We start from the raw sequence: 17,969 nt of genomic DNA, 5'->3' as shown, positions 1-17,969 counted from the left end.
ATCACCTGCACCGGCGAAATCTATACCTGTCTGGGACAGGAAGGCCATTCCGACCTGCGCGGCCCCCTGCGCGCGTCAGAGGCGGATGCCGAACTGGAAGACGCCATTCGCGCCGCCATCGCACTGAAACCCAAAGGGCATGATTTCGATTATTCGCGCCAAAAGGTCGATGGTCAGGTCAGCCGGCACATGTCACATACCGGCGGATAAGTCCGCCGGGTGACCTGCCAGACGCGCGGTTTTCGCGCCCCGTTTTATCCATCCGGCTTACGGGCGATATTTTATCCGCCCGGCTTACGGGCGATATAATCAACAAGTGCCGCCTGCCCCACATGCCCCCGGCCTGATCGCTGATCGCGTTCATAAGGTGCACAGCGTTCAATCTGCCAGCCGTCAAAACGCGCGGTCAAATCCGCAACAGTATACATGTTTTCGATGTGCGGCGGTCCACCCGTGCCGCGTCCGACCTGTTCCGGCCGATAGCCGTGCAGGACGATGCGCCCGCCGGGACGCAAGGCACGCTGCATATCAGCAAACTGGCGCGCGCGAAACGCGGGGTCGGCAAACTGGATAAAGATCGCCGCAACCATATCGAACTGCTGTGACCAGTCCCATTCGTCCCACCCTGCCACATGCGCATCGACTTGCACCCCCGCATCATCTGCTAACGCCTTGGCACGGGCAACAGCGGTCGCTGCGGTATCAAAGGATGTCACCCGCATGCCTGCGCGGGCCAGATGCACACTGTTGCGCCCCTCGCCGTCGGCCACGCACAGCACGGATTGCCCCGGCAGGATCAGCCACGGGTTATCTGTGAGAACGGCGGCCGCTTGCGTCCCGAACAGATAGCCGTCATTTTTGCGATAGCGTTCTTCCCACATCAGACGACCGGCATGCGGTTTTCGATGATGCCCGCCCACCACGAACAGCCCGCAGGGATCGCATCGTCGTTGAAATTGTATTCCGGGTGATGCACGGCGGCGCTGTCGCCGTTGCCGACCAGAATATAGGCGCCGGGGCGTTCCTCAAGCATGAAGGCGAAATCCTCGCCTCCCATGATCAGCGGGGCGTCGTCGCATTGCCCGGAAATGGATCTGGCCACGTCAGCGGCAAAATCGGTCTGGTCGGCGTGATTGACCATGACAGGATAGCCCAGATGATAGGCGATCTCTGCCTTGCCACCCAGGCTTTCGGCGGTCAGGCGGGCAATGGTGATCAACCGATCCTTGGCCAGATCCCGCATGGCGCGCGACATGCTGCGCACGGTGCCTTTCAAATGCACCTCTTGGGCGATCACATTGTAGGCGTGCGATGACGATGCAACCGATGTGACAGAGACGACGACCTGATCCACCGGGTCTGCGTTGCGGCTGGCGATGGTTTGCAGCGCTGTAATGAGATGCGCCGCAATGACAGTGGCATCGACGGTTTCATGGGGTTTCGCGGCATGGCCGCCGCGCCCTTTGACGGTGATGTCAAACTGATCGGTCGCGGCAAAAAACGCGCCTTCGCGGATCGCAAACTGGCCCAGCGGTATTCCGGGCCAATTGTGCATGCCGTAAACCTCTTGAATGTTCCAGCGGTCCATCATGCCGTCTGCGCACATCTCGCGGCCGCCGCCGCCGCCTTCTTCGGCGGGTTGGAAAATCACCACGACCGTGCCGTCAAAATTGCGGGTTTCGGCCAGATATTTCGCAGCCCCCAACAGCATGGAGGTATGCCCGTCGTGGCCGCAGGCATGCATCGCGCCCGGGGTTTTGGACGCGTAATGCAGCCCGGTCTGTTCGTGGATCGGCAGCGCATCCATATCCGCACGCAGCCCGATGACGCGACCAGCGGTGTCCTGTTTGCCCTTGATGACACCCACCACACCGGTCCGCCCGATCCCTGTCACCACCTCGTCGCAGCCAAAAGCAGTCAGCTTGTCGGCCACGATCTGCGCCGTTCTGTGCGTATCGAACAGAATTTCGGGGTTTTCGTGCAGATCGCGCCGCCAAGCGGTGATCTCCGGCAGCATTTCGGCAAAGCGGTTCTTGATTGGCATGGCACTCTCCTGATCTGTCTTTCATATGGCGCGGGTGATGGGGTTGTCTACCGGATACCAAAAAGACCCCGCCGTTTCCGGCGGGGCCTTTTGATTTTCTGATGCGCCCGTTCTAGTCGATCTTGGGCAAAAGCGCGTCCAGCGATGCTTTGGCGTCACCATAGAACATCCGCGTATTTTCCTTGAAGAACAGCGGGTTTTCGATCCCGGAGTAACCGGTTCCCTGCCCGCGTTTGGACACGAACACCTGTTTCGCTTTCCAGCATTCCAGCACCGGCATGCCCGCGATGGGGCTGTTGGGATCATCCTGTGCGGCCGGGTTCACGATGTCGTTGGACCCGATCACGATGGCAACGTCCGTATCCGGGAAATCCTCGTTGATTTCATCCATTTCCATCACGATATCATAGGGCACTTTGGCTTCGGCCAGCAGCACGTTCATGTGACCCGGCAAGCGCCCGGCAACCGGATGGATCGCAAAGCGCACGTTCTTGCCCTTGGCCCGCAGCTTGCGGGTCAGTTCCGCGACCGCCGATTGCGCCTGCGCAACGGCCATGCCGTAGCCCGGGATGATGATGATACTGTCGGCTTCGTTCAGGGCTGTTGCCACGCCGTCGGCGTCGATGGCGATCTGTTCGCCCTCAACCGCCATCTGTTCGCCCGCAGGGCCGCCAAACCCCCCCAGAATCACGCTGATGAAAGACCGGTTCATGGCCTTGCACATGATATACGACAGGATCGCACCCGAGGACCCCACCAGCGCGCCGACCACGATCAACAGATCATTGCCAAGCGAGAAGCCAATCGCCGCTGCGGCCCAGCCGGAATAGCTGTTCAGCATTGAAACGACGACAGGCATATCCGCCCCGCCGATGCCCATGATCAGGTGATAGCCGATGAACAATGCGGCCAGTGTCATCAGGAACAGCGGAAGGAACCCACCGGTATTGAAGTACCAGACCAGGCAAAGCAGCGACACGGCTGCGGCCGAGCCATTCAGCAGATGCCCGCCGGGCAACTTGGCTGCGGCACTGTTTACCTTGCCCGCCAGCTTGCCATAGGCAATGACAGAGCCGGTGAAGGTCACCGCACCGATAAACACGCCCAGGAACAGTTCGACCCGCAGGATCGCGATTTCAACGCCGTCCTTTTTCGCCAGCAAGGCGGCGAAACCTTCCAGCGCTGATTTGCCTTCGGCATCCATGCCCATCACGCGACCCAGTTCGAAATGGGCGATGACACCCACGAAAACCGCCGCAAGACCCACAAGGCTGTGCATCGCCGCAACCAGTTCGGGCATCTGCGTCATCTGCACCTTGGTGGCAAGCTGGTAGCCGATCACGCCGCCACCCGCGATCAGGATGATCGAGAGAAGCCAGAGACCGGACCCGGGCCCGATCAGCGTGGCAAGCACCGCCAGCGCCATACCCGCGATGCCATACCAGACCGCGCGTTTCGCGCTTTCCTGTCCCGACAAGCCGCCAAGCGAAAGGATAAAGAGAACCGCTGCGACGACATAAGCCGCTGTCGTAAAACCATATTCCATTGTTCTCTACTCCTTCACGATTTCTGGAACATGGCGAGCATGCGCCGTGTCACAAGAAAGCCGCCGAATATATTGATGCCGGTCATAAAGACCGCCAGCGCAGCAAGGATGATCACAAGGAACGATCCAGACCCGATCTGCGTCAGGGCCCCCAGAATGATGATCGACGAAATTGCGTTGGTGACGGCCATCAGCGGCGTGTGCAGCGAATGCGCCACGCCCCAGATGACCTGAAAGCCGACAAAGACCGCCAGCACGAAGACGATGAAGTGCTGCATGAAGCTGGCAGGGGCGACCAGACCGACCCCGAGCAGCAACACCGCGCCAACGGTCAGCAAAGTCACCTGATTGCGGGTTTGCGCCTTGAACGCGGCAATTTCCTGCGCCTTCTTTTCTTCGACGGTCAGTTCCTTGGGCTTTTCCTTTTTCGGGGCTGCGGCGATGGCTGCGACCTTGGGGGGTGGTGGCGGGAACGTCACTTCGCCCTTGTGTGTGGCCGTCGCCCCGCGGATCACGTCGTCATCCATGTTGTGGACCGGTGTGCCGTCTTTTTCAGGGGTCAGGTCCGTCATCATATGGCGGATGTTGGTGGCATAAAGCGTCGATGCCTGTGCAGCCATCCGGCTGGGAAAATCCGTATAGCCGATGATTGTGACGCCATTGTCGGTGACGATCTTTTCGTCCTTGACGGTCAGTTTGCAGTTGCCGCCCCGTTCGGCGGCAAGGTCCACGATGACAGAACCGGGTTTCATGGCGTCGACCATGTCCTTGGTCCAGAGTTCTGGCGCGTCGCGGCCCGGGATCAGGGCCGTGGTGATCACGATATCAATATCGGGGGCCAGTTCGCGGAACTTTGCCAGCTGTGCCGCGGCAAATTCGGGGCTGGAGACAGAGGCATAGCCACCCGTTGCCGACCCGTCCTGCTGTTCTTCCTCGAAATCAAGGAAAACGAATTCCGCGCCCATGGATTCAACCTGTTCGGCCACTTCGGGGCGCACGTCAAAGGCATAGGTAATCGCACCGAGCGACGTCGATGTACCAATCGCGGCAAGACCGGCAACACCGGCCCCCACGACCAGCACCTTGGCCGGGGGCACCTTGCCCGCAGCAGTGATCTGCCCGGTAAAGAAGCGGCCAAAATTGTTGCTCGCTTCGATGACCGCGCGGTAACCGGCGATATTTGCCATGGACGACAGCGCATCCATTTTCTGCGCCCGGCTGATGCGCGGCACCATATCCATGGCAATGACGGTCGCGCCCTTGGCGTTGGCAGCTTCCATCAAATCCTTGTTCTGGGCAGGATAGAAGAACGAAATCAGCGTCTGGCCTTCGCGCAGGCGCTTGACCTCGGTATCCGACGGCGGGCGCACTTTGGCGACGATGTCGGCAGCTTTCCACAAGGCAGCGGCGGTTTTCACCACCTCGACGCCCGCGTCCTTGTATGACTGATCCGAAAACCCCGCAGCGATACCCGCGCCGGTTTCAATCACGCAGTCATACCCGAGCTTTTGCAGATCCTTGGCGGATGCAGGGGTCATCGCGACCCGATCCTCGCCTTCAAATATCTCTTTTGGTGTGCCGACTTTCACGGGCCATCCCCCATATTCGTTCTTGCAGTTTCAAACGATTATAGTGCGGAAGAATATTTCACAAGGGATGCGCGCCCGCGTTCTTTTATGTCATGCGCTAACAGTTACAGCCAGCGACGCGTCTTTTCGCAATAGCGGGCGAAATCTGCGCGGAATTTTTTGCGCAGACGGTTTTCTTCCGGAATGATGAACCGCTGGGTGATGGTCCCCATGAACAGCGGCACAAGGATCAGCGCCAGCGGCGCCTCCCACCGCAGCGCGAGCCCCGCCAGGATCAGCGTATCGCCCAGATAGATCGGATTGCGGCTGCGTTTGAAAATGCCCGAGGTGACAAGGTGACTTGCCTCCTGATGTGGAATGACAGTCGTCTGCCGCTTGCGCATTTCCGCGACAGCCAGCAGCATGAGCACAATACCACCCCCCACAAGCAGCCCACCCCCCAGATCCGTCACAGGACCGCCCAGCGCCAGTGACATCGGTTGAACATCACTGATCAGCCACGTCATGACGACGGCAAGCAGCAACCAGGCGGGGGGAATGTCGATCCATTTCATGCCGCCCTTATTGCCGGTTGGTTTCGGACTTGTCCACGCCCCCTGTGCGGTTAGCATGGGCGCAACGAAAGGACAGATCATGGAACATGCAGGCAAACATGCGCTGGTGACCGGCGGCGGCACCGGGATCGGCAAGGGAATCGCAATCGCATTGGCCAATGCAGGGGCCGAAGTCACGATCACGGGCCGCCGTGCGCAGACACTGTCAAAGGTGGCGGCATCGCATCCGCGCCTGAACGCGCTGGAAATGGATGTGACGGACGAGGCCTCGGTGCGCGAAGGGATCGCGGCCGCTGCTGCACTGCGCGGACCGGTGCGCATCTGCGTGGCCAATGCCGGCATCGCCGAAGGCGGCCCCTTTGACAAGATTACGATGGCCGACTGGCGGCGCACGATGGCCACCAATATCGACGGCGTATTCGTAACCTTTCAGGCGGCCCTTGCCACCTTGGGCGATGACGATGCGGCGCGCATGATCGTGGTCAGTTCCATCGCCGGGGTGCGCGGGCTAAAGAATGCAGTGCCCTATACCGTCACGAAACATGGCGTCATCGGGTTGATCCGTGGCCTGTCCGAGGAATACATGCGCCGCCCCATCACGTTCAACGCGCTGTGTCCCGGCTATGTCGATACGGCGATCGTGCGCAATCAATTGCCGGGCCTCATGCGCCGTTTTGATGTGGATGAACAAGGTGCCATCGACATCATCGCCAAGGGCAACCGCCACGCCAGGTTGCTGGAGGTCGATGAAACCACCGGGGCGGCCATGTGGCTGTGTTCGGATGCGGCACGCAGCGTGAACGGCCAGACGATCCAGATTTCCGGGGGCCAGGTCTGATGACCGATTTTGCTGCGACCAAGGCGCTGTTTCACCTGCCTGACGGGATGATCTATCTTGACGGCAATTCGCTGGGGCCCCTGCCAAAGACGACTGCGGCGCGGGTCGCGCAGACCGTGACCGATGAATGGGGCGAAATGGTCATCACCGGCTGGAACCGCGCAGGTTGGATGGCACAGCCGTCGGCGCTTGGTGACCGGATCGGGCGGTTGATCGGGGCAGAACCGGGGCATGTGGTGCTGGGCGATACGCTCTCGATCAAGGTTTATCAGGCGCTGGCCGCCGCCCTTGATCTGGTGCCGGATCGCAAGGTCATCGTCACCGACAGCGGCAATTTCCCGTCCGATATCTATATGGCCGAGGGGCTGATCAAATCTCTGGGGCGCGGGCATGAACTGCGTGTCGTGGCCCCAGAAGAGGTTGCCGATCACATTGACAGCGATCTGGCCGTGCTGATGCTGACGCAGGTCGATTACCGCACGGGCCGGTTGCACGACATGGCAGCCTTGACGCAGGCCGCCCATGCGGCGGGTGCCGTCACGGTCTGGGATCTGGCCCATACCGCTGGCGCGATGGCGGTGGACGTGGCGGGATGTCACGCCGATTTCGCCGTCGGCTGCACCTATAAATACCTGAATGGCGGGCCGGGCGCGCCGGCGTTCATCTATGTGGCACCCCGCCATGTCGACAGCTGCCAGCCTGCACTGTCCGGCTGGCTGGGGCACGCGGCCCCATTCGCATTTGACCTGGATTACCGACCCGGCGCGGGGATCGAACGGATGCGCGTGGGCACGCCGCCGGTCTTGCAGATGGCCGCGCTGGATGCGGCGATGGATATCTGGGATACGGTGGATATGGCCGCGCTGCGGCGCGCGTCAATCGCATTGACCGAAAGGTTTATTGCGGGGGTCGAGGCCGCCTGCCCCGTGCTGACACTGGCCAGCCCGCGTGATCCGGCGCGGCGCGGCAGCCAGGTGTCGTTCCGATTTGCCGATGGTTACGCCGCGATGCAGGCCTGTATTGCGCGCGGGGTGGTGGGCGATTTTCGCGCGCCCGACATCATGCGGTTCGGGTTTACCCCGCTGTTCATCGACGCGGGCGACGTAGACCGCGCCGTGGCCGTTATTGCGGATGTGATGCAGAATCGTCTGTGGGATGATCCGGCGCATCAGCAGCGGGCGGCGGTGACATGATATCATCTGTCTTGGGCCGCGTGCCATGGCCATGCACCGCCACGTTCAGCGCGGCCCCCAAAAGGATCAGATAGGCACTGACATACAGCCACAGCAGCAGGCCGATCACCGCGCCGATTGATCCGTAAACCTCGTTATAGCTGGCGAAATTCGTCAGGTAGTATGACAACCCCGCCGATGCCGCGACCCACAGGATCACCACAACAAAGGCCCCCACTGTCATCCAGCGCCCGCGCGTTTCGATCCGTGCAGGGCCAAAGCGGTAAAGCAGGCTCAGCCCGGCCATCAGCACGCCCAGCGCCAGAATCCAGCGCGCGCCCTCGAGCAGCCACGCCGTCGAGGTTGCAAGCGGAATAAAGGCCAGCACGATCGGAAGAATAACCACCGCCGTCATTGCCACGATGGCCAGCGCCACAAGCGCCAGGGTCAGCAATAGCGCCACCACCATCTGCCACAACCCGTTGCGCATCCGCTGTCCGGCAATCGCGTTCAGCCCGCCAATCAATGCACTGACCCCGGCGCGCGACGACCATAGCGCCAGCGTGATCGACACCACCGTCGCCCAGCCCAGCGTATCGCTGCCCGCATTTACAAGGCCGTTGATCTGTGCCGATAACAACCGATAGGCGTCAGGCGGAATGATCCCTTCCATCAAGGTCAGTTGTTCGGCGATCACGGCGGGATCTGCCATCAGACCAAAGATCGCGATTACGGCTGCAATGGCCGGAAAGATGCCGAACATCCCGAAAAAGGCCACCCCTGCCGCGATCAGGCCAAGGTGCTTTTCACTTGCCGTTTTCCACACGGAAACCAGAACCCGCCAGACAAACAGGGCCTTTTGCGTCGGTGATTTGTGTTCATTCGTGTCCATGCCAGCGTTCACACTAGGGCAAAGACCACGCGGGTGCCACTTTTCATCGCAATTTTCCCACAGCGCACGCAGGACTGGCGATGAGCACCAAAAACAGGTCGCACAAATGGTCAGGCCACGCTACGCTTGAACAAAACAGGGCAAAGCTCGGCAATCGACAGGTAAAACAAGTGTCTACTCTGACCCACCACGTCAATATTCTGGCGGATCATCTGCTTGACCGGCATGATGTGCCCCAGCTGGTCGCGATCACCGGCGCGCCCGGCTGCGGCAAATCCACGCTGGCGACCGAACTTGCCCGCCGATTGAATACCCAGAAACGCAAGACGACCATTGTGCCGATGGACGGGTTTCATCTGGACAACACGGTGCTGGACGCCCACGGGCTGCGCCCGCGCAAGGGCGCGCCCGAAACCTTTGATGCGCCCGGATTCATCCGTTTGATCAAGGCAATCAAGGCTGGCGAAAAGGTATATGCGCCCGTGTTCGACCGCGCACGTGATCTGGCGATCGCAGGGGCGGTGGCGGTGCCGCAAGATGCGGCGATCGTCATCGTCGAAGGCAATTACCTGATGTTCGACGAAGCCCCCTGGGCGGAACTGGCCCCGTTGTGGGATGTGACCGCGCGGATCGACGTGCCGATGCAGGAATTGCGCGCCCGCCTGATCCAACGCTGGCTGAGCCTGAATTACTCGCCGTCAGTCGCGACCCGCCGCGCCGAAGGCAATGACATCCCCAACGCGCAGCGCGTCGTGGATCGCGCCCTGCCTTGCGATTTCATTCTCGACGGCCAGCCAAGCCGTGCGAACTCGGCCTGATAACGCGTTCAGACGATGCGGGTTTCCACCGGATCAAGGTCACCGATGGTGCCGCGCATTGTATCACCGGCCACCACCGGACCGACGCCCGCAGGTGTCCCCGTCATGATCAGATCACCGGGTTGCAACGTGTAAAGCGTCGACAGATCCGCGATGATGTCGGGAACCGACCAGATCATATCGGACAAATGCGCCTCTTGTGTCACCGTTCCGTTGACCGTCAGCGCGATGCGCAGCCCGTCCAGCGGCCCGACCTGATCGGCCGGCGTGATGGCCGCAATGATCGCGGCATTTTCGAAATCCTTGCCTGTGTCCCATGGCCGGCGCTTGTCCTTGGCCTGCGCCTGAAGATCGCGGCGCGTCATATCCAGCCCGCAGGCGTAGCCCACCACAACTTTTGACGCATCACCCGGGGCAATATCGCGGGCCCGCGCGCCGATTGCCACGACCAGTTCCATTTCATGATGCAGATCATTGGTGCGCGGCGGATAGGGCATGTCATGACCCGAAAGCAGCACCGCATGGGCCGATTTGGTGAAATAAAACGGCGCCTCGCGATCAATCTCATTGCCCATTTCAAGCGCATGGGCGGCATAGTTGCGGCCAACGCAAAAGATGCGTGCAACCGGAAAACCCGGATTGCCCTTTACGGGCACAACCGGCGCGGGACGGGGGGGGAACAGGGTATCGCTCATGCATGCTCTCTGATTGTTGAGTTGCTCTGGGCTGGGCCGTGGCATATCCGGGCCAAGCGGGGTATCGTGGCGAAATCCATGGGCTAAAACCCCGCAAACCGCAAGGAGCCAGCGTGACAGCACCACTGCCACCACTTGATGATCTGATCGCCTGCCCGCAGTGCGACACGCTGCATGTGGCCCGTGACATGCCCGATGGCACCCGCGCCTATTGCCAGCGGTGCGGAGTGTTGCTGATGACATCCCAACCTGCCGCGATCGCCCAGATCCTCAGCCTTGCGCTGACCGCTTTTATCATGATGATCGCCGCCATCAGCTTTCCGTTTCTGACGCTGGATGCGGGCGGATTGCACAATGCGACGTCGGTGATCGACGCGGTTCTTGCGTTCAATGACGGTCTGGCCTTTCCGCTGGCAATTGCTGTCGGGTTTTTCATCGTGCTGATCCCGCTGATACGATTGGGCACGCTGATTTATGCGCTGGGCCCGCTGGTGCGCGAACAGCCCGCCCGCACCGGTGCGCGTGTTGCATTTGGCATCGCGGAATGGCTGCGCCCCTGGAGCATGGCTGAAATTTTCATCGTTGGCGTCACCGTGGCGCTGATCAAGGTCGCGGGGCTTGCCGCCGTGACCATCGGCCCGGCATTCTGGGCTTTTGCTGGCGTCGTGGTCATCACGGCGCTGAAAGACACAATGATTTGCAGGTATTCGATTTGGGAAGCTCTCGAACACTCGGCGGCCTGATCACCGCCCGCGAGGCCGGCCTGGTGGCCTGCCAGCGCTGCGGGCAGGTCCATCAGCAGGGAATCGCTGCGTGCAAGCGGTGCGATGGCCCGTTGGTCAGCCGCGACACCGAAAGCCTGCAAAAGGTCTGGGCCTTTCTGATTGCGGGGATGATCGCCTATGTCCCCGCCAACATCTATCCGATGCTGCGCACCTCGACCCTCGTGGAACGCAGCGAAAGCACCATCGTCGGCGGTGTGATCGACCTGATCCATCACGGGTCTATCGGGATCGCGGCAATCGTGTTCATCGCGTCGGTCATTATCCCGGTCGGCAAATTCATCGCAGTCGGCTATCTTGCGCTTAGCGTGCAGCGCCGGTCAGGTGCCAACCAGCATACCCGCCACAAGGCATATGAGGCGGTGGAATTCATCGGGCGCTGGTCGATGATCGACGTATTTGTCGTTGCAATCCTGTCGGCGCTCGTGCAACTCGATACCATTGCAACGATCAACCCCGGAATTGCTGCGGTCAGCTTTGCGCTTTCGGTGATATTTACCATGCTGGCCGCGCAAAGTTTTGACGCCCGGCTGATCTGGGACGCAGACAGGACCCCTTCATGAGTGATACAGACCAGACAGGCCCCGCACCCCTGGATGTGCGCCCCGTCAAACAGCGCATCTGGCGACGGCTGTCGCTGGTCTGGCTGGTGCCGGTTATCGCGCTGGTGGTGTCGCTGGGTGCGGCCTGGCAAAGTTTTCAGGATCGCGGGACATTGGTGACCATCAGCTTTGAAAACGCATCCGGGATCTCTGCGGGGGAAACGCAGATCAAATACCGCGACGTGACCGTCGGCACCGTCGAGGAGGTCACGTTCGCCCCCGGTCTGGATGTGGTGCTGGTTCATGCCCGCATCGACAAGACCGTTGCCCCCTATCTGGATGACGATGCCCAGTTCTGGGTGGTGCGCCCGAATGTATCGGTGCGCGGGATTACCGGCCTCGATACCGTGCTGTCGGGCGTCTATATCGAAGGCAACTGGGACACCGAAGCCGACGTGCAGCAAAGTGAATTTACCGGCCTGGAACAGCCCATACTGACCCGCGCGGGACAGCGCGGCACGCAAGTCGTGTTGCGTGCCGCCGATGGCGGTTCGATCACGGCTGGTGCGCCGGTGCTTCACAAGGGATTACAGGTCGGCTATCTGGAAAATCCCGAACTGTCGTTCGATGGCAACCAGGTCGTCGTCAGCGCCTTTATCGAAAGCCCCTATGACCGGCGGATCACCAGCAACACGCGGTTCTGGGATACGTCCGGGTTCAGTGTGTCCTTTGGGGCCAGCGGCGTATCACTTGACGTCAACTCGCTTGCCTCGCTGATCGAAGGCGGCGTGGCCTTTGATACCATTGTATCAGGCGGCCAGCCCGTCCGCGACGGGCAGACCTTTGATATTTTCCCCAGCCGCGAGACCGCCCGCGACAGCCTGTTCAACGATCCGAATGCCGAGGTGCTGGAGGTCGCGGTCTTGTTCGAAGAATCCGTCAGCGGCCTGTCGGCGGGATCAGACGTACGTTTGCAGGGGATTCGCGTCGGTGAAGTCCGCGCAATCAGCGCCATCGTCGTCGGCGAAGGCGAAAATGCCGATGTCCGGTTGCAGGCGGTTCTGGCGATCGAGCCCGGCAGGCTGGGCATGAGCGCGAACGCCACCCCCGAAGACGCGCTGGAGCTGCTGTCGGATTTCGTGAACCAGGGTCTGCGGGCGCGGATGGTGACGGGCAACATCCTGTCCGGCTCGCTCAGCGTCGAACTGGTCGAAGTGGAAAACGCGCTGCCGGCCATCATCAATTTCACCTCTGGCCAGTATCCGGTCATCCCCACCACGGAATCGCAGATATCCGATGTCGCCGCCACCGCCGAGGATGTGCTGGCCCGCATCAATGCCCTGCCGGTCGAGGAACTGATGGATGGTGCCATTGACCTGATGGACAGTCTTGAACAGCTTGCCACCGACCAGGCCACCCGCGATGCCCCGCGGGCGCTGCTGGCCCTGCTGGAAGACGCGCGGGGGATTGTGGCGTCAGAGGACACCCAAGCCGTGCCCGGCGATCTGCGCAAGGTCATCAACGATCTGGACGCGATCATCGCCAGCGCATCCGAGGCCGATCTGGTCGGCGACTTCGATGCAGCACTTGCCGTGGCCACGCAAGCGGCCGCAAATGTCGAGGAAGCCACCCGCAACCTGCCCCAGATCACCGCCTCCATCGAGGCCCTGACGACCCGCGCCAATACGCTGGAGTTTGAGGCGCTGATGACGTCTGCGACACAGACGCTCGCCTCTATTGACCGGCTGGTCGGCAGTGATGATGCCGCCGCCCTGCCAGCATCGCTGAACGGCGCGCTGGACCAGATGCGCGGCTTTCTGGCCGAGGTCCGTGACGGCGGTGCCATTGAAAACGTGAACGCAGCACTCGCATCCGCCAACGAGGCCGCGCGCGCCGTCGAACAGGCCGTCAGCACCCTGCCCGAACTGTCCGCACAGGCCAGCGCATTGGTCAGCCAGACCGAGGCCGTCATCGAAAGCTATAGCGAACGGTCGCGATTCAACGCCGAAACGCTGGCCACGCTGCGCGATATTCAAGCCGCCGCAGATGCGGTATCGGCCCTGTCGCGGGCGATCCAGCGCAACCCCAATTCCCTGATCACAGGACGCTGAAGATGCTGAAAAAACTGACGATACTGGCCATCACAGCACTTGTTGCGGGCTGCACCCCACCCGCTGACCGGCTTGCCATGCCCGCGCTGCAATCGCAACTGCAACTGCAACCGCGGGTGAACAGTGCCCTGCTGCGCACCGTGTCCCTGCCCACCTATGCCGCGGTCGAGGAAATCGCGGTGGAAACACAAACCGGGCTGATCGGTGCCAACCAGAACGTGTTCTGGGCCGATGATCCGCAGCGGGCCGTGACACTGGTGCTGACCCGCAACCTGTCGGACATCCTGAGCATTGATGTGGGGCCAGAACCATGGCCCTTTGTGGAACTGGCGGATGTGGCGGTTGACGTGCGCGTCGCGCAGATGCTGGCGGGTGCCGACGGGATATTCCGGCTGTCAGGACAGTTTTATGTGGGCGGCGACCGCATTGCGTATCGCAATTCCACCCATCGCTTTGCCATCGCGGTGCCGATGCCCGACCAAAGCCTTGGCAGCATTGCGGATGCACAGGCGCGCGCCCTGCTGAAATTGTCCGAACAGATCGCGCGGACCCTGGCGCGTTAGGCTGTTCCACCCCGAAAAAAGCGCCAGTTGCGTTTCTATTGCAACGCTTTAGTGCGCGACGACAAAATACCGGACTATTCCGTACATATAAAGCGCGGTAAACAGCATGTTGATATATTTCAATTGCGGCTCGTGGCGCAGCCACCCGCAATACATCCAGATAATGCAAAACGGCAGGCTCAACATCATCGCGCCCAGTTGCCAACCCTGAACGACGCAAATCGTACTGGCAATGCCCAGCACCACTGCGGTCCACTTCATCTGCTGCTCGTAGGCAGCAAAACGCATCAAAAACATTGTATGAAAACTTTGGGTAATGTCCGCAGTTGACCCTGCGAGTGACCCGTTGAAATTACAAAGGTTCAGCGGCTGGCACAACTGTTCTGTCGCAAAGAGTTGTTTTTGTTTTGCCGGATTGACTGGCGGGTCTCATTGGGCGGATGGGCACGCGCGATGCGCATATGATGTTGGTGCTGGCACAGATGCCCACACGCCGGATGCCATAAAGCCACGCGGCACGTGACCGACACGCGGTCATCCGATTGCATTGTCAATCACCTGAAACCAGCTTTACCCAGGCCCCGTTGCGTTTCGACGACCGCACGCAGGCATCTACGAATTGCATGCCTGCCAGACCATCCGCGATGGTGGGATAGATCACGTCATCCGCGACAGCCTGCCCGTCACGGTGCGCGGTGATGGCATCCGCCGCCTCACGGTAGATGGTCGCAAAACCTTCCAGGTATCCTTCGGGGTGGCCGCCGGGAATACGTGTGACACGGTTGGCCGCTTGCGTTGCCCCCGCCCCGCCGCGCGTCAACAGCCGCTTCGGCTCGCCGTAGGGTGTAAACCACAGCTGATCGGGATTTTCCTGTCCCCATTCCAGCCCGCCCTTGTCCCCATAGACCCGCAACCGCAGACCGTTTTCATTGCCCGGTGCCACCTGACTGCACCACAGCATCCCGCGCGCACCACCCTTGAAGCGCATCATGACATGCGCGTTGTCATCCAACTGTCGCCCGCTGACGAACGCCTGAATATCGGCAGAAAGACTTTCCAGTTCCAGTGCGGTGACAAAGCTGGCAAGATTGAACGCATGGGTGCCGATATCGCCCGTCGATCCACCAAGCCCCGATTGCGCGGGGTCCGTCCGCCATGCGGCCTGTTTGCCATCATCCGCCTGCGTCAGCCAATCCTGGGCATATTCCACCTGCACCACGCGCAGATTGCCAAGCTGCCCATCCGCCACCATCTGACGGGCCTGCCGCATCATCGGATAGCCGGTGTAGTTGTGGGTCAACACAAACAGCGCGTCGCTTTGTTCAGCGGCCTTTGCCAGCTTGCGCGCATCCGCCATTGTCGATGTCAGCGGCTTGTCACAGATCACATGGATCCCCCGCTTGAGGAATTCGCGCGCAGCCGCATAGTGGACGTGGTTGGGGGTGACGATGGCCACCGCCTCGATCCCGTCTTTCAGGCGCGCCTCGCGGATCGCCATCGCCTTGAAATCATCATAGGTGCGCGCCGGATCCAACCCCAACGCCGCCCCCGACGCCCGCGCCTTGTCAGGCGTCGATGACAGCGCCCCGGCAACAAGCGTGAAGCGCCCGTCAATGCGCGCCGCTATGCGGTGGACACCGCCGATAAAAGCGTCATTGCCACCGCCAACCATGCCAAGGCGAATGGGCTTTTGATCTGTCATCATACTGGTCTCCGTGCGCAGGTTCGCAGGTACGATAACGATTTAGGAAATCAACGCCAGACCTGTCCGACAGTTTTTACATCAGCCGGTCGACCAGCGCCCTGGCGGATCAATCCAGTCGCACCGCGGCACCAGCGGTGCGTTCATCGGCACCGAAACCCGCATAATCCAGCCCGAAATTCGCCCCAACCGCAATCAGCCCGGCCGCGACAAAGGCAATCAGCATCGTTTTCATGATCCGTATCCCCTATTCCGCTGGCGTGGCAGAGCGGGACGACGTTTCTTTCGCCTTCACCTCGTCCACCCACAGGCTGTGGTGCTCACGCGCCCATTGTTCTTCGACTTCGCCAGACCCCATGGCATCAAACGCGCCTTCCATGCCGACAGAGCCGATGTAGATATGCGCCAGAATGATCGCCATCAGCACGAATGAAACGATGGCATGCCAGAGCTGGGAAAACTGCATTTCCGCATGTGGGGTCAGTTCGGTGGGCAGGACACCCAGACCCACCAGCTCTGGCAGGCCCGTCGCGTTGAGCAACCCAAAGGTTTTCCCGAACAACGGCAGTTCAAACGGAAACAGCAGCGCCAGACCCGACACTGAAATGGACGCGCCCAGCACGATGACCGACCAGAAAATCACCTTTTGGCCGGCGTTGAATTTCTTGGCGGGTGGATGCACGCCCTTTTTGAACAGCCCACCGCCCACGGCGATCCATTTCAGGTCCAGCCGGTTGGGGATGTTTTCCAGCACCCACATGAAAAATATCATCACAAGTGCAATCATGAAGGCCCAGGATATGTTGTTGTGCACCCATTTCGACGCAATCGCGAGGATCGAAAAACTATCGTGCCCGAACAACGGGATCATCACCTTGCGCCCGAACAGCGAAATCAACCCGGTGATCCCCAGCACCAGAAAAGAACCCGCCAACAGCCAGTGCCCGAACCGTTCGAAAGCCTTGAACCGCGTCACCGTGCGGCCGGTTTTTTCGCCGTCGATCCGCACGCGTCCGCGCAACAGATAGAACAAGGCCAGCAAACCAAGTGTGCCAGCCAGAAGCCAGCCTCCATAAGTCGCAAGCGGCCCGTCACGGAATTCAAGCCACCACATGCCGCTGTCCTGAATCAAGGTGGTATTGGCCGGGCCGCGCACCTGAGTGTCGATGTCTGCGGCATTGAAACGATAGGCGCGCCAAAGATCGGCATCGGATGCTCCGCCAAGCGTGCCCAGCTGATCCGTTTCAGGTGACGCGACAGCCGGGTCACCGATTTGGGTGGCGCGTTCCGCATCGTCGGCGGTTTTCAGTTCCGCCTGTCGGCGCAGGATATCCTCCAGCCCGGACACCGCCGGGTTGGTCAACACGGTGCTGTCAACTGGCGCGCCCTCTTGTGCAGGGGCAGCGGCGGCAATGATGCAGAACAGGCAAGTTGCGATCAGGCGAAGCATAGTCGGATCCTGTGGCTGGAATGACGAAGGGACGGCCCCAAGGGCCGCCCCGTTTGATAAAAAGGTCCGGTTACTGGGCCTTCTGGTCGTAGGCCGTTCCCCAGCCCCATGCGCCGGACCCGAAACCACGGGCAACGACCCGCTCGCGGTAGATGTCCGACACTTCCGCACCGTCACCGGCAAGCAGGGCCTTGGTTGCGCACATTTCGGCGCAGATCGGCAGCTTGCCTTCGGCGATCCGGTTGCGGCCATATTTCTGGAACTCGGCCTGGCTGTGGTTTTCCTCGGGGCCGCCGGCGCAGAAGGTGCATTTGTCCATCTTGCCACGCGATCCGAAGTTGCCGGCCTGTGGATACTGCGGCGCGCCAAACGGGCACGCATAGAAGCAGTAGCCGCAACCGATGCACAGATCCTTGGAGTGCAGTACGATCCCTTCTTCATTCTGATAGAAGCAATCGACCGGGCACACCGCCATGCAGGGCGCATCAGAACAATGCATGCAGGCCACCGAGATCGAGCGTTCACCCGGTTTGCCGTCATTGATCGTCACCACCTTGCGACGGTTGATGCCCCAAGGAACCTCGTGTTCGTTCTTACAGGCCGTGACGCATGCGTTGCATTCAATGCAGCGTTCGGCATCGACGAGAAACTTTGCTCTTGCCATCTTCTTG

General features: G+C 60.8%; 19 protein-coding genes and 1 pseudogene. 8 read left to right on the top strand and 12 right to left on the bottom strand.

Translation table 11 applies throughout. The features are described 5' to 3' along the window. Window positions 1–210 (top strand): annotated as a pseudogene (locus tag ACTG4B_RS12110) (cyclic pyranopterin phosphate synthase); the annotation flags it as partial. Window positions 211–281: 71 nt separating this feature from the next. Here ACTG4B_RS12110 and ACTG4B_RS12105 read toward each other — a convergent pair. From ACTG4B_RS12105 to ACTG4B_RS12085, 5 genes are all read right to left on the bottom strand, one after another. After that, window positions 282–881 carry an SAM-dependent methyltransferase gene (locus ACTG4B_RS12105; protein ID WP_439155958.1) on the bottom strand — a complete coding sequence of 200 codons (600 nt, stop codon included), beginning with the start codon at window positions 879–881 and terminating at the stop codon, window positions 282–284. After that, a complete protein-coding gene (locus tag ACTG4B_RS12100; RefSeq protein WP_439155957.1) occupies window positions 881–2,044 on the bottom strand; it encodes a M20 aminoacylase family protein in 1,164 nt (387 codons plus the stop codon). The genes ACTG4B_RS12105 and ACTG4B_RS12100 overlap by 1 nt, the downstream gene beginning before the upstream one ends. A gap of 112 nt (window positions 2,045–2,156) precedes the next feature. Continuing rightward, window positions 2,157–3,590, bottom strand: a complete 1,434-nt coding sequence (locus ACTG4B_RS12095) for an NAD(P)(+) transhydrogenase (Re/Si-specific) subunit beta (protein ID WP_439155956.1) — start codon at window positions 3,588–3,590, stop codon at window positions 2,157–2,159. A 14-nt stretch (window positions 3,591–3,604) separates the two neighbouring features. Beyond that, window positions 3,605–5,179, bottom strand: coding sequence for a Re/Si-specific NAD(P)(+) transhydrogenase subunit alpha (locus tag ACTG4B_RS12090; RefSeq protein ID WP_439155955.1), 1,575 nt, complete (start codon window positions 5,177–5,179; stop codon window positions 3,605–3,607). A 104-nt stretch (window positions 5,180–5,283) separates the two neighbouring features. Then, entirely contained in the window at window positions 5,284–5,733 is a 450-nt protein-coding gene (locus ACTG4B_RS12085; RefSeq protein WP_439155954.1) for a methyltransferase family protein, read from the bottom strand. Window positions 5,734–5,812: 79 nt separating this feature from the next. Between ACTG4B_RS12085 and ACTG4B_RS12080 the strand changes: the two genes are divergently transcribed. Next, complete coding sequence (locus tag ACTG4B_RS12080) at window positions 5,813–6,571, top strand: SDR family NAD(P)-dependent oxidoreductase (RefSeq protein WP_439155953.1); 759 nt, start codon at window positions 5,813–5,815, stop codon at window positions 6,569–6,571. Further along, window positions 6,571–7,764 carry a kynureninase gene (gene kynU, locus ACTG4B_RS12075; RefSeq protein WP_439155952.1) on the top strand — a complete coding sequence of 398 codons (1,194 nt, stop codon included), beginning with the start codon at window positions 6,571–6,573 and terminating at the stop codon, window positions 7,762–7,764. Before ACTG4B_RS12080 ends, kynU begins: the two co-directional genes overlap by 1 nt. Here the strand turns inward: kynU and ACTG4B_RS12070 are convergent. Further along, window positions 7,694–8,635: a YihY/virulence factor BrkB family protein gene (locus ACTG4B_RS12070; RefSeq protein ID WP_439155951.1), complete on the bottom strand. Its 942-nt coding sequence runs from the start codon at window positions 8,633–8,635 to the stop codon at window positions 7,694–7,696. The genes kynU and ACTG4B_RS12070 overlap by 71 nt on opposite strands. 170 nt (window positions 8,636–8,805) lie before the next feature. Between ACTG4B_RS12070 and ACTG4B_RS12065 the strand changes: the two genes are divergently transcribed. Beyond that, window positions 8,806–9,453 carry a sugar transporter gene (locus ACTG4B_RS12065; protein WP_439155950.1) on the top strand — a complete coding sequence of 216 codons (648 nt, stop codon included), beginning with the start codon at window positions 8,806–8,808 and terminating at the stop codon, window positions 9,451–9,453. An 8-nt stretch (window positions 9,454–9,461) separates the two neighbouring features. Here the strand turns inward: ACTG4B_RS12065 and ACTG4B_RS12060 are convergent, their stop codons facing one another. Next, complete coding sequence (locus ACTG4B_RS12060) at window positions 9,462–10,148, bottom strand: fumarylacetoacetate hydrolase family protein (protein WP_439155949.1); 687 nt, start codon at window positions 10,146–10,148, stop codon at window positions 9,462–9,464. Between the two features lie 113 nt (window positions 10,149–10,261). On the opposite strand from ACTG4B_RS12060, the gene ACTG4B_RS12055 reads away from it, so the two are divergent. Genes ACTG4B_RS12055 through ACTG4B_RS12040 form a run of 4 tightly spaced genes read left to right on the top strand, consistent with a single transcriptional unit; the run spans window position 10,262 to window position 14,146 of the window. After that, window positions 10,262–10,891, top strand: a complete 630-nt coding sequence (locus tag ACTG4B_RS12055; protein ID WP_439155948.1) for a paraquat-inducible protein A — start codon at window positions 10,262–10,264, stop codon at window positions 10,889–10,891. Next, on the top strand, window positions 10,861–11,493 hold the full coding sequence (locus ACTG4B_RS12050) for a paraquat-inducible protein A (protein ID WP_439155947.1): 633 nt from the start codon (window positions 10,861–10,863) through the stop codon (window positions 11,491–11,493). Before ACTG4B_RS12055 ends, ACTG4B_RS12050 begins: the two co-directional genes overlap by 31 nt. Beyond that, window positions 11,490–13,583 carry an intermembrane transport protein PqiB gene (locus tag ACTG4B_RS12045; protein ID WP_439155946.1) on the top strand — a complete coding sequence of 698 codons (2,094 nt, stop codon included), beginning with the start codon at window positions 11,490–11,492 and terminating at the stop codon, window positions 13,581–13,583. Before ACTG4B_RS12050 ends, ACTG4B_RS12045 begins: the two co-directional genes overlap by 4 nt. 2 nt (window positions 13,584–13,585) lie before the next feature. Then, entirely contained in the window at window positions 13,586–14,146 is a 561-nt protein-coding gene (locus ACTG4B_RS12040) for a PqiC family protein (protein WP_439155945.1), read from the top strand. A 48-nt stretch (window positions 14,147–14,194) separates the two neighbouring features. Here ACTG4B_RS12040 and ACTG4B_RS12035 read toward each other — a convergent pair whose 3' ends face one another. The 5 genes from ACTG4B_RS12035 to fdh3B form a co-directional block, all read right to left on the bottom strand. After that, window positions 14,195–14,443 (bottom strand): peptidase, encoded by a 249-nt coding sequence (locus ACTG4B_RS12035; protein ID WP_439155944.1) that lies wholly within the window; start codon window positions 14,441–14,443, stop codon window positions 14,195–14,197. Between the two features lie 253 nt (window positions 14,444–14,696). Then, window positions 14,697–15,848, bottom strand: coding sequence for a Gfo/Idh/MocA family protein (locus ACTG4B_RS12030; protein ID WP_439155960.1), 1,152 nt, complete (start codon window positions 15,846–15,848; stop codon window positions 14,697–14,699). A 109-nt stretch (window positions 15,849–15,957) separates the two neighbouring features. After that, window positions 15,958–16,083, bottom strand: coding sequence for a hypothetical protein (locus tag ACTG4B_RS12025; RefSeq protein WP_439155943.1), 126 nt, complete (start codon window positions 16,081–16,083; stop codon window positions 15,958–15,960). Window positions 16,084–16,095: 12 nt separating this feature from the next. Next, on the bottom strand, window positions 16,096–17,298 hold the full coding sequence (locus ACTG4B_RS12020; protein ID WP_439155942.1) for a formate dehydrogenase subunit gamma: 1,203 nt from the start codon (window positions 17,296–17,298) through the stop codon (window positions 16,096–16,098). A 70-nt stretch (window positions 17,299–17,368) separates the two neighbouring features. Further along, window positions 17,369–17,962 (bottom strand): formate dehydrogenase FDH3 subunit beta, encoded by a 594-nt coding sequence (gene fdh3B / locus ACTG4B_RS12015; protein ID WP_439155941.1) that lies wholly within the window; start codon window positions 17,960–17,962, stop codon window positions 17,369–17,371. Window positions 17,963–17,969 lie beyond the last annotated feature (7 nt).

Origin of the sequence: Yoonia sp., assembly GCF_965660735.1 — a bacterium.
Taxonomy (GTDB): Bacteria; Pseudomonadota; Alphaproteobacteria; order Rhodobacterales; family Rhodobacteraceae; genus Yoonia.
The sequence above is the reverse complement of the archived record's forward strand: the minus strand, read 5'-3'. Positions and strand labels throughout refer to the sequence as shown.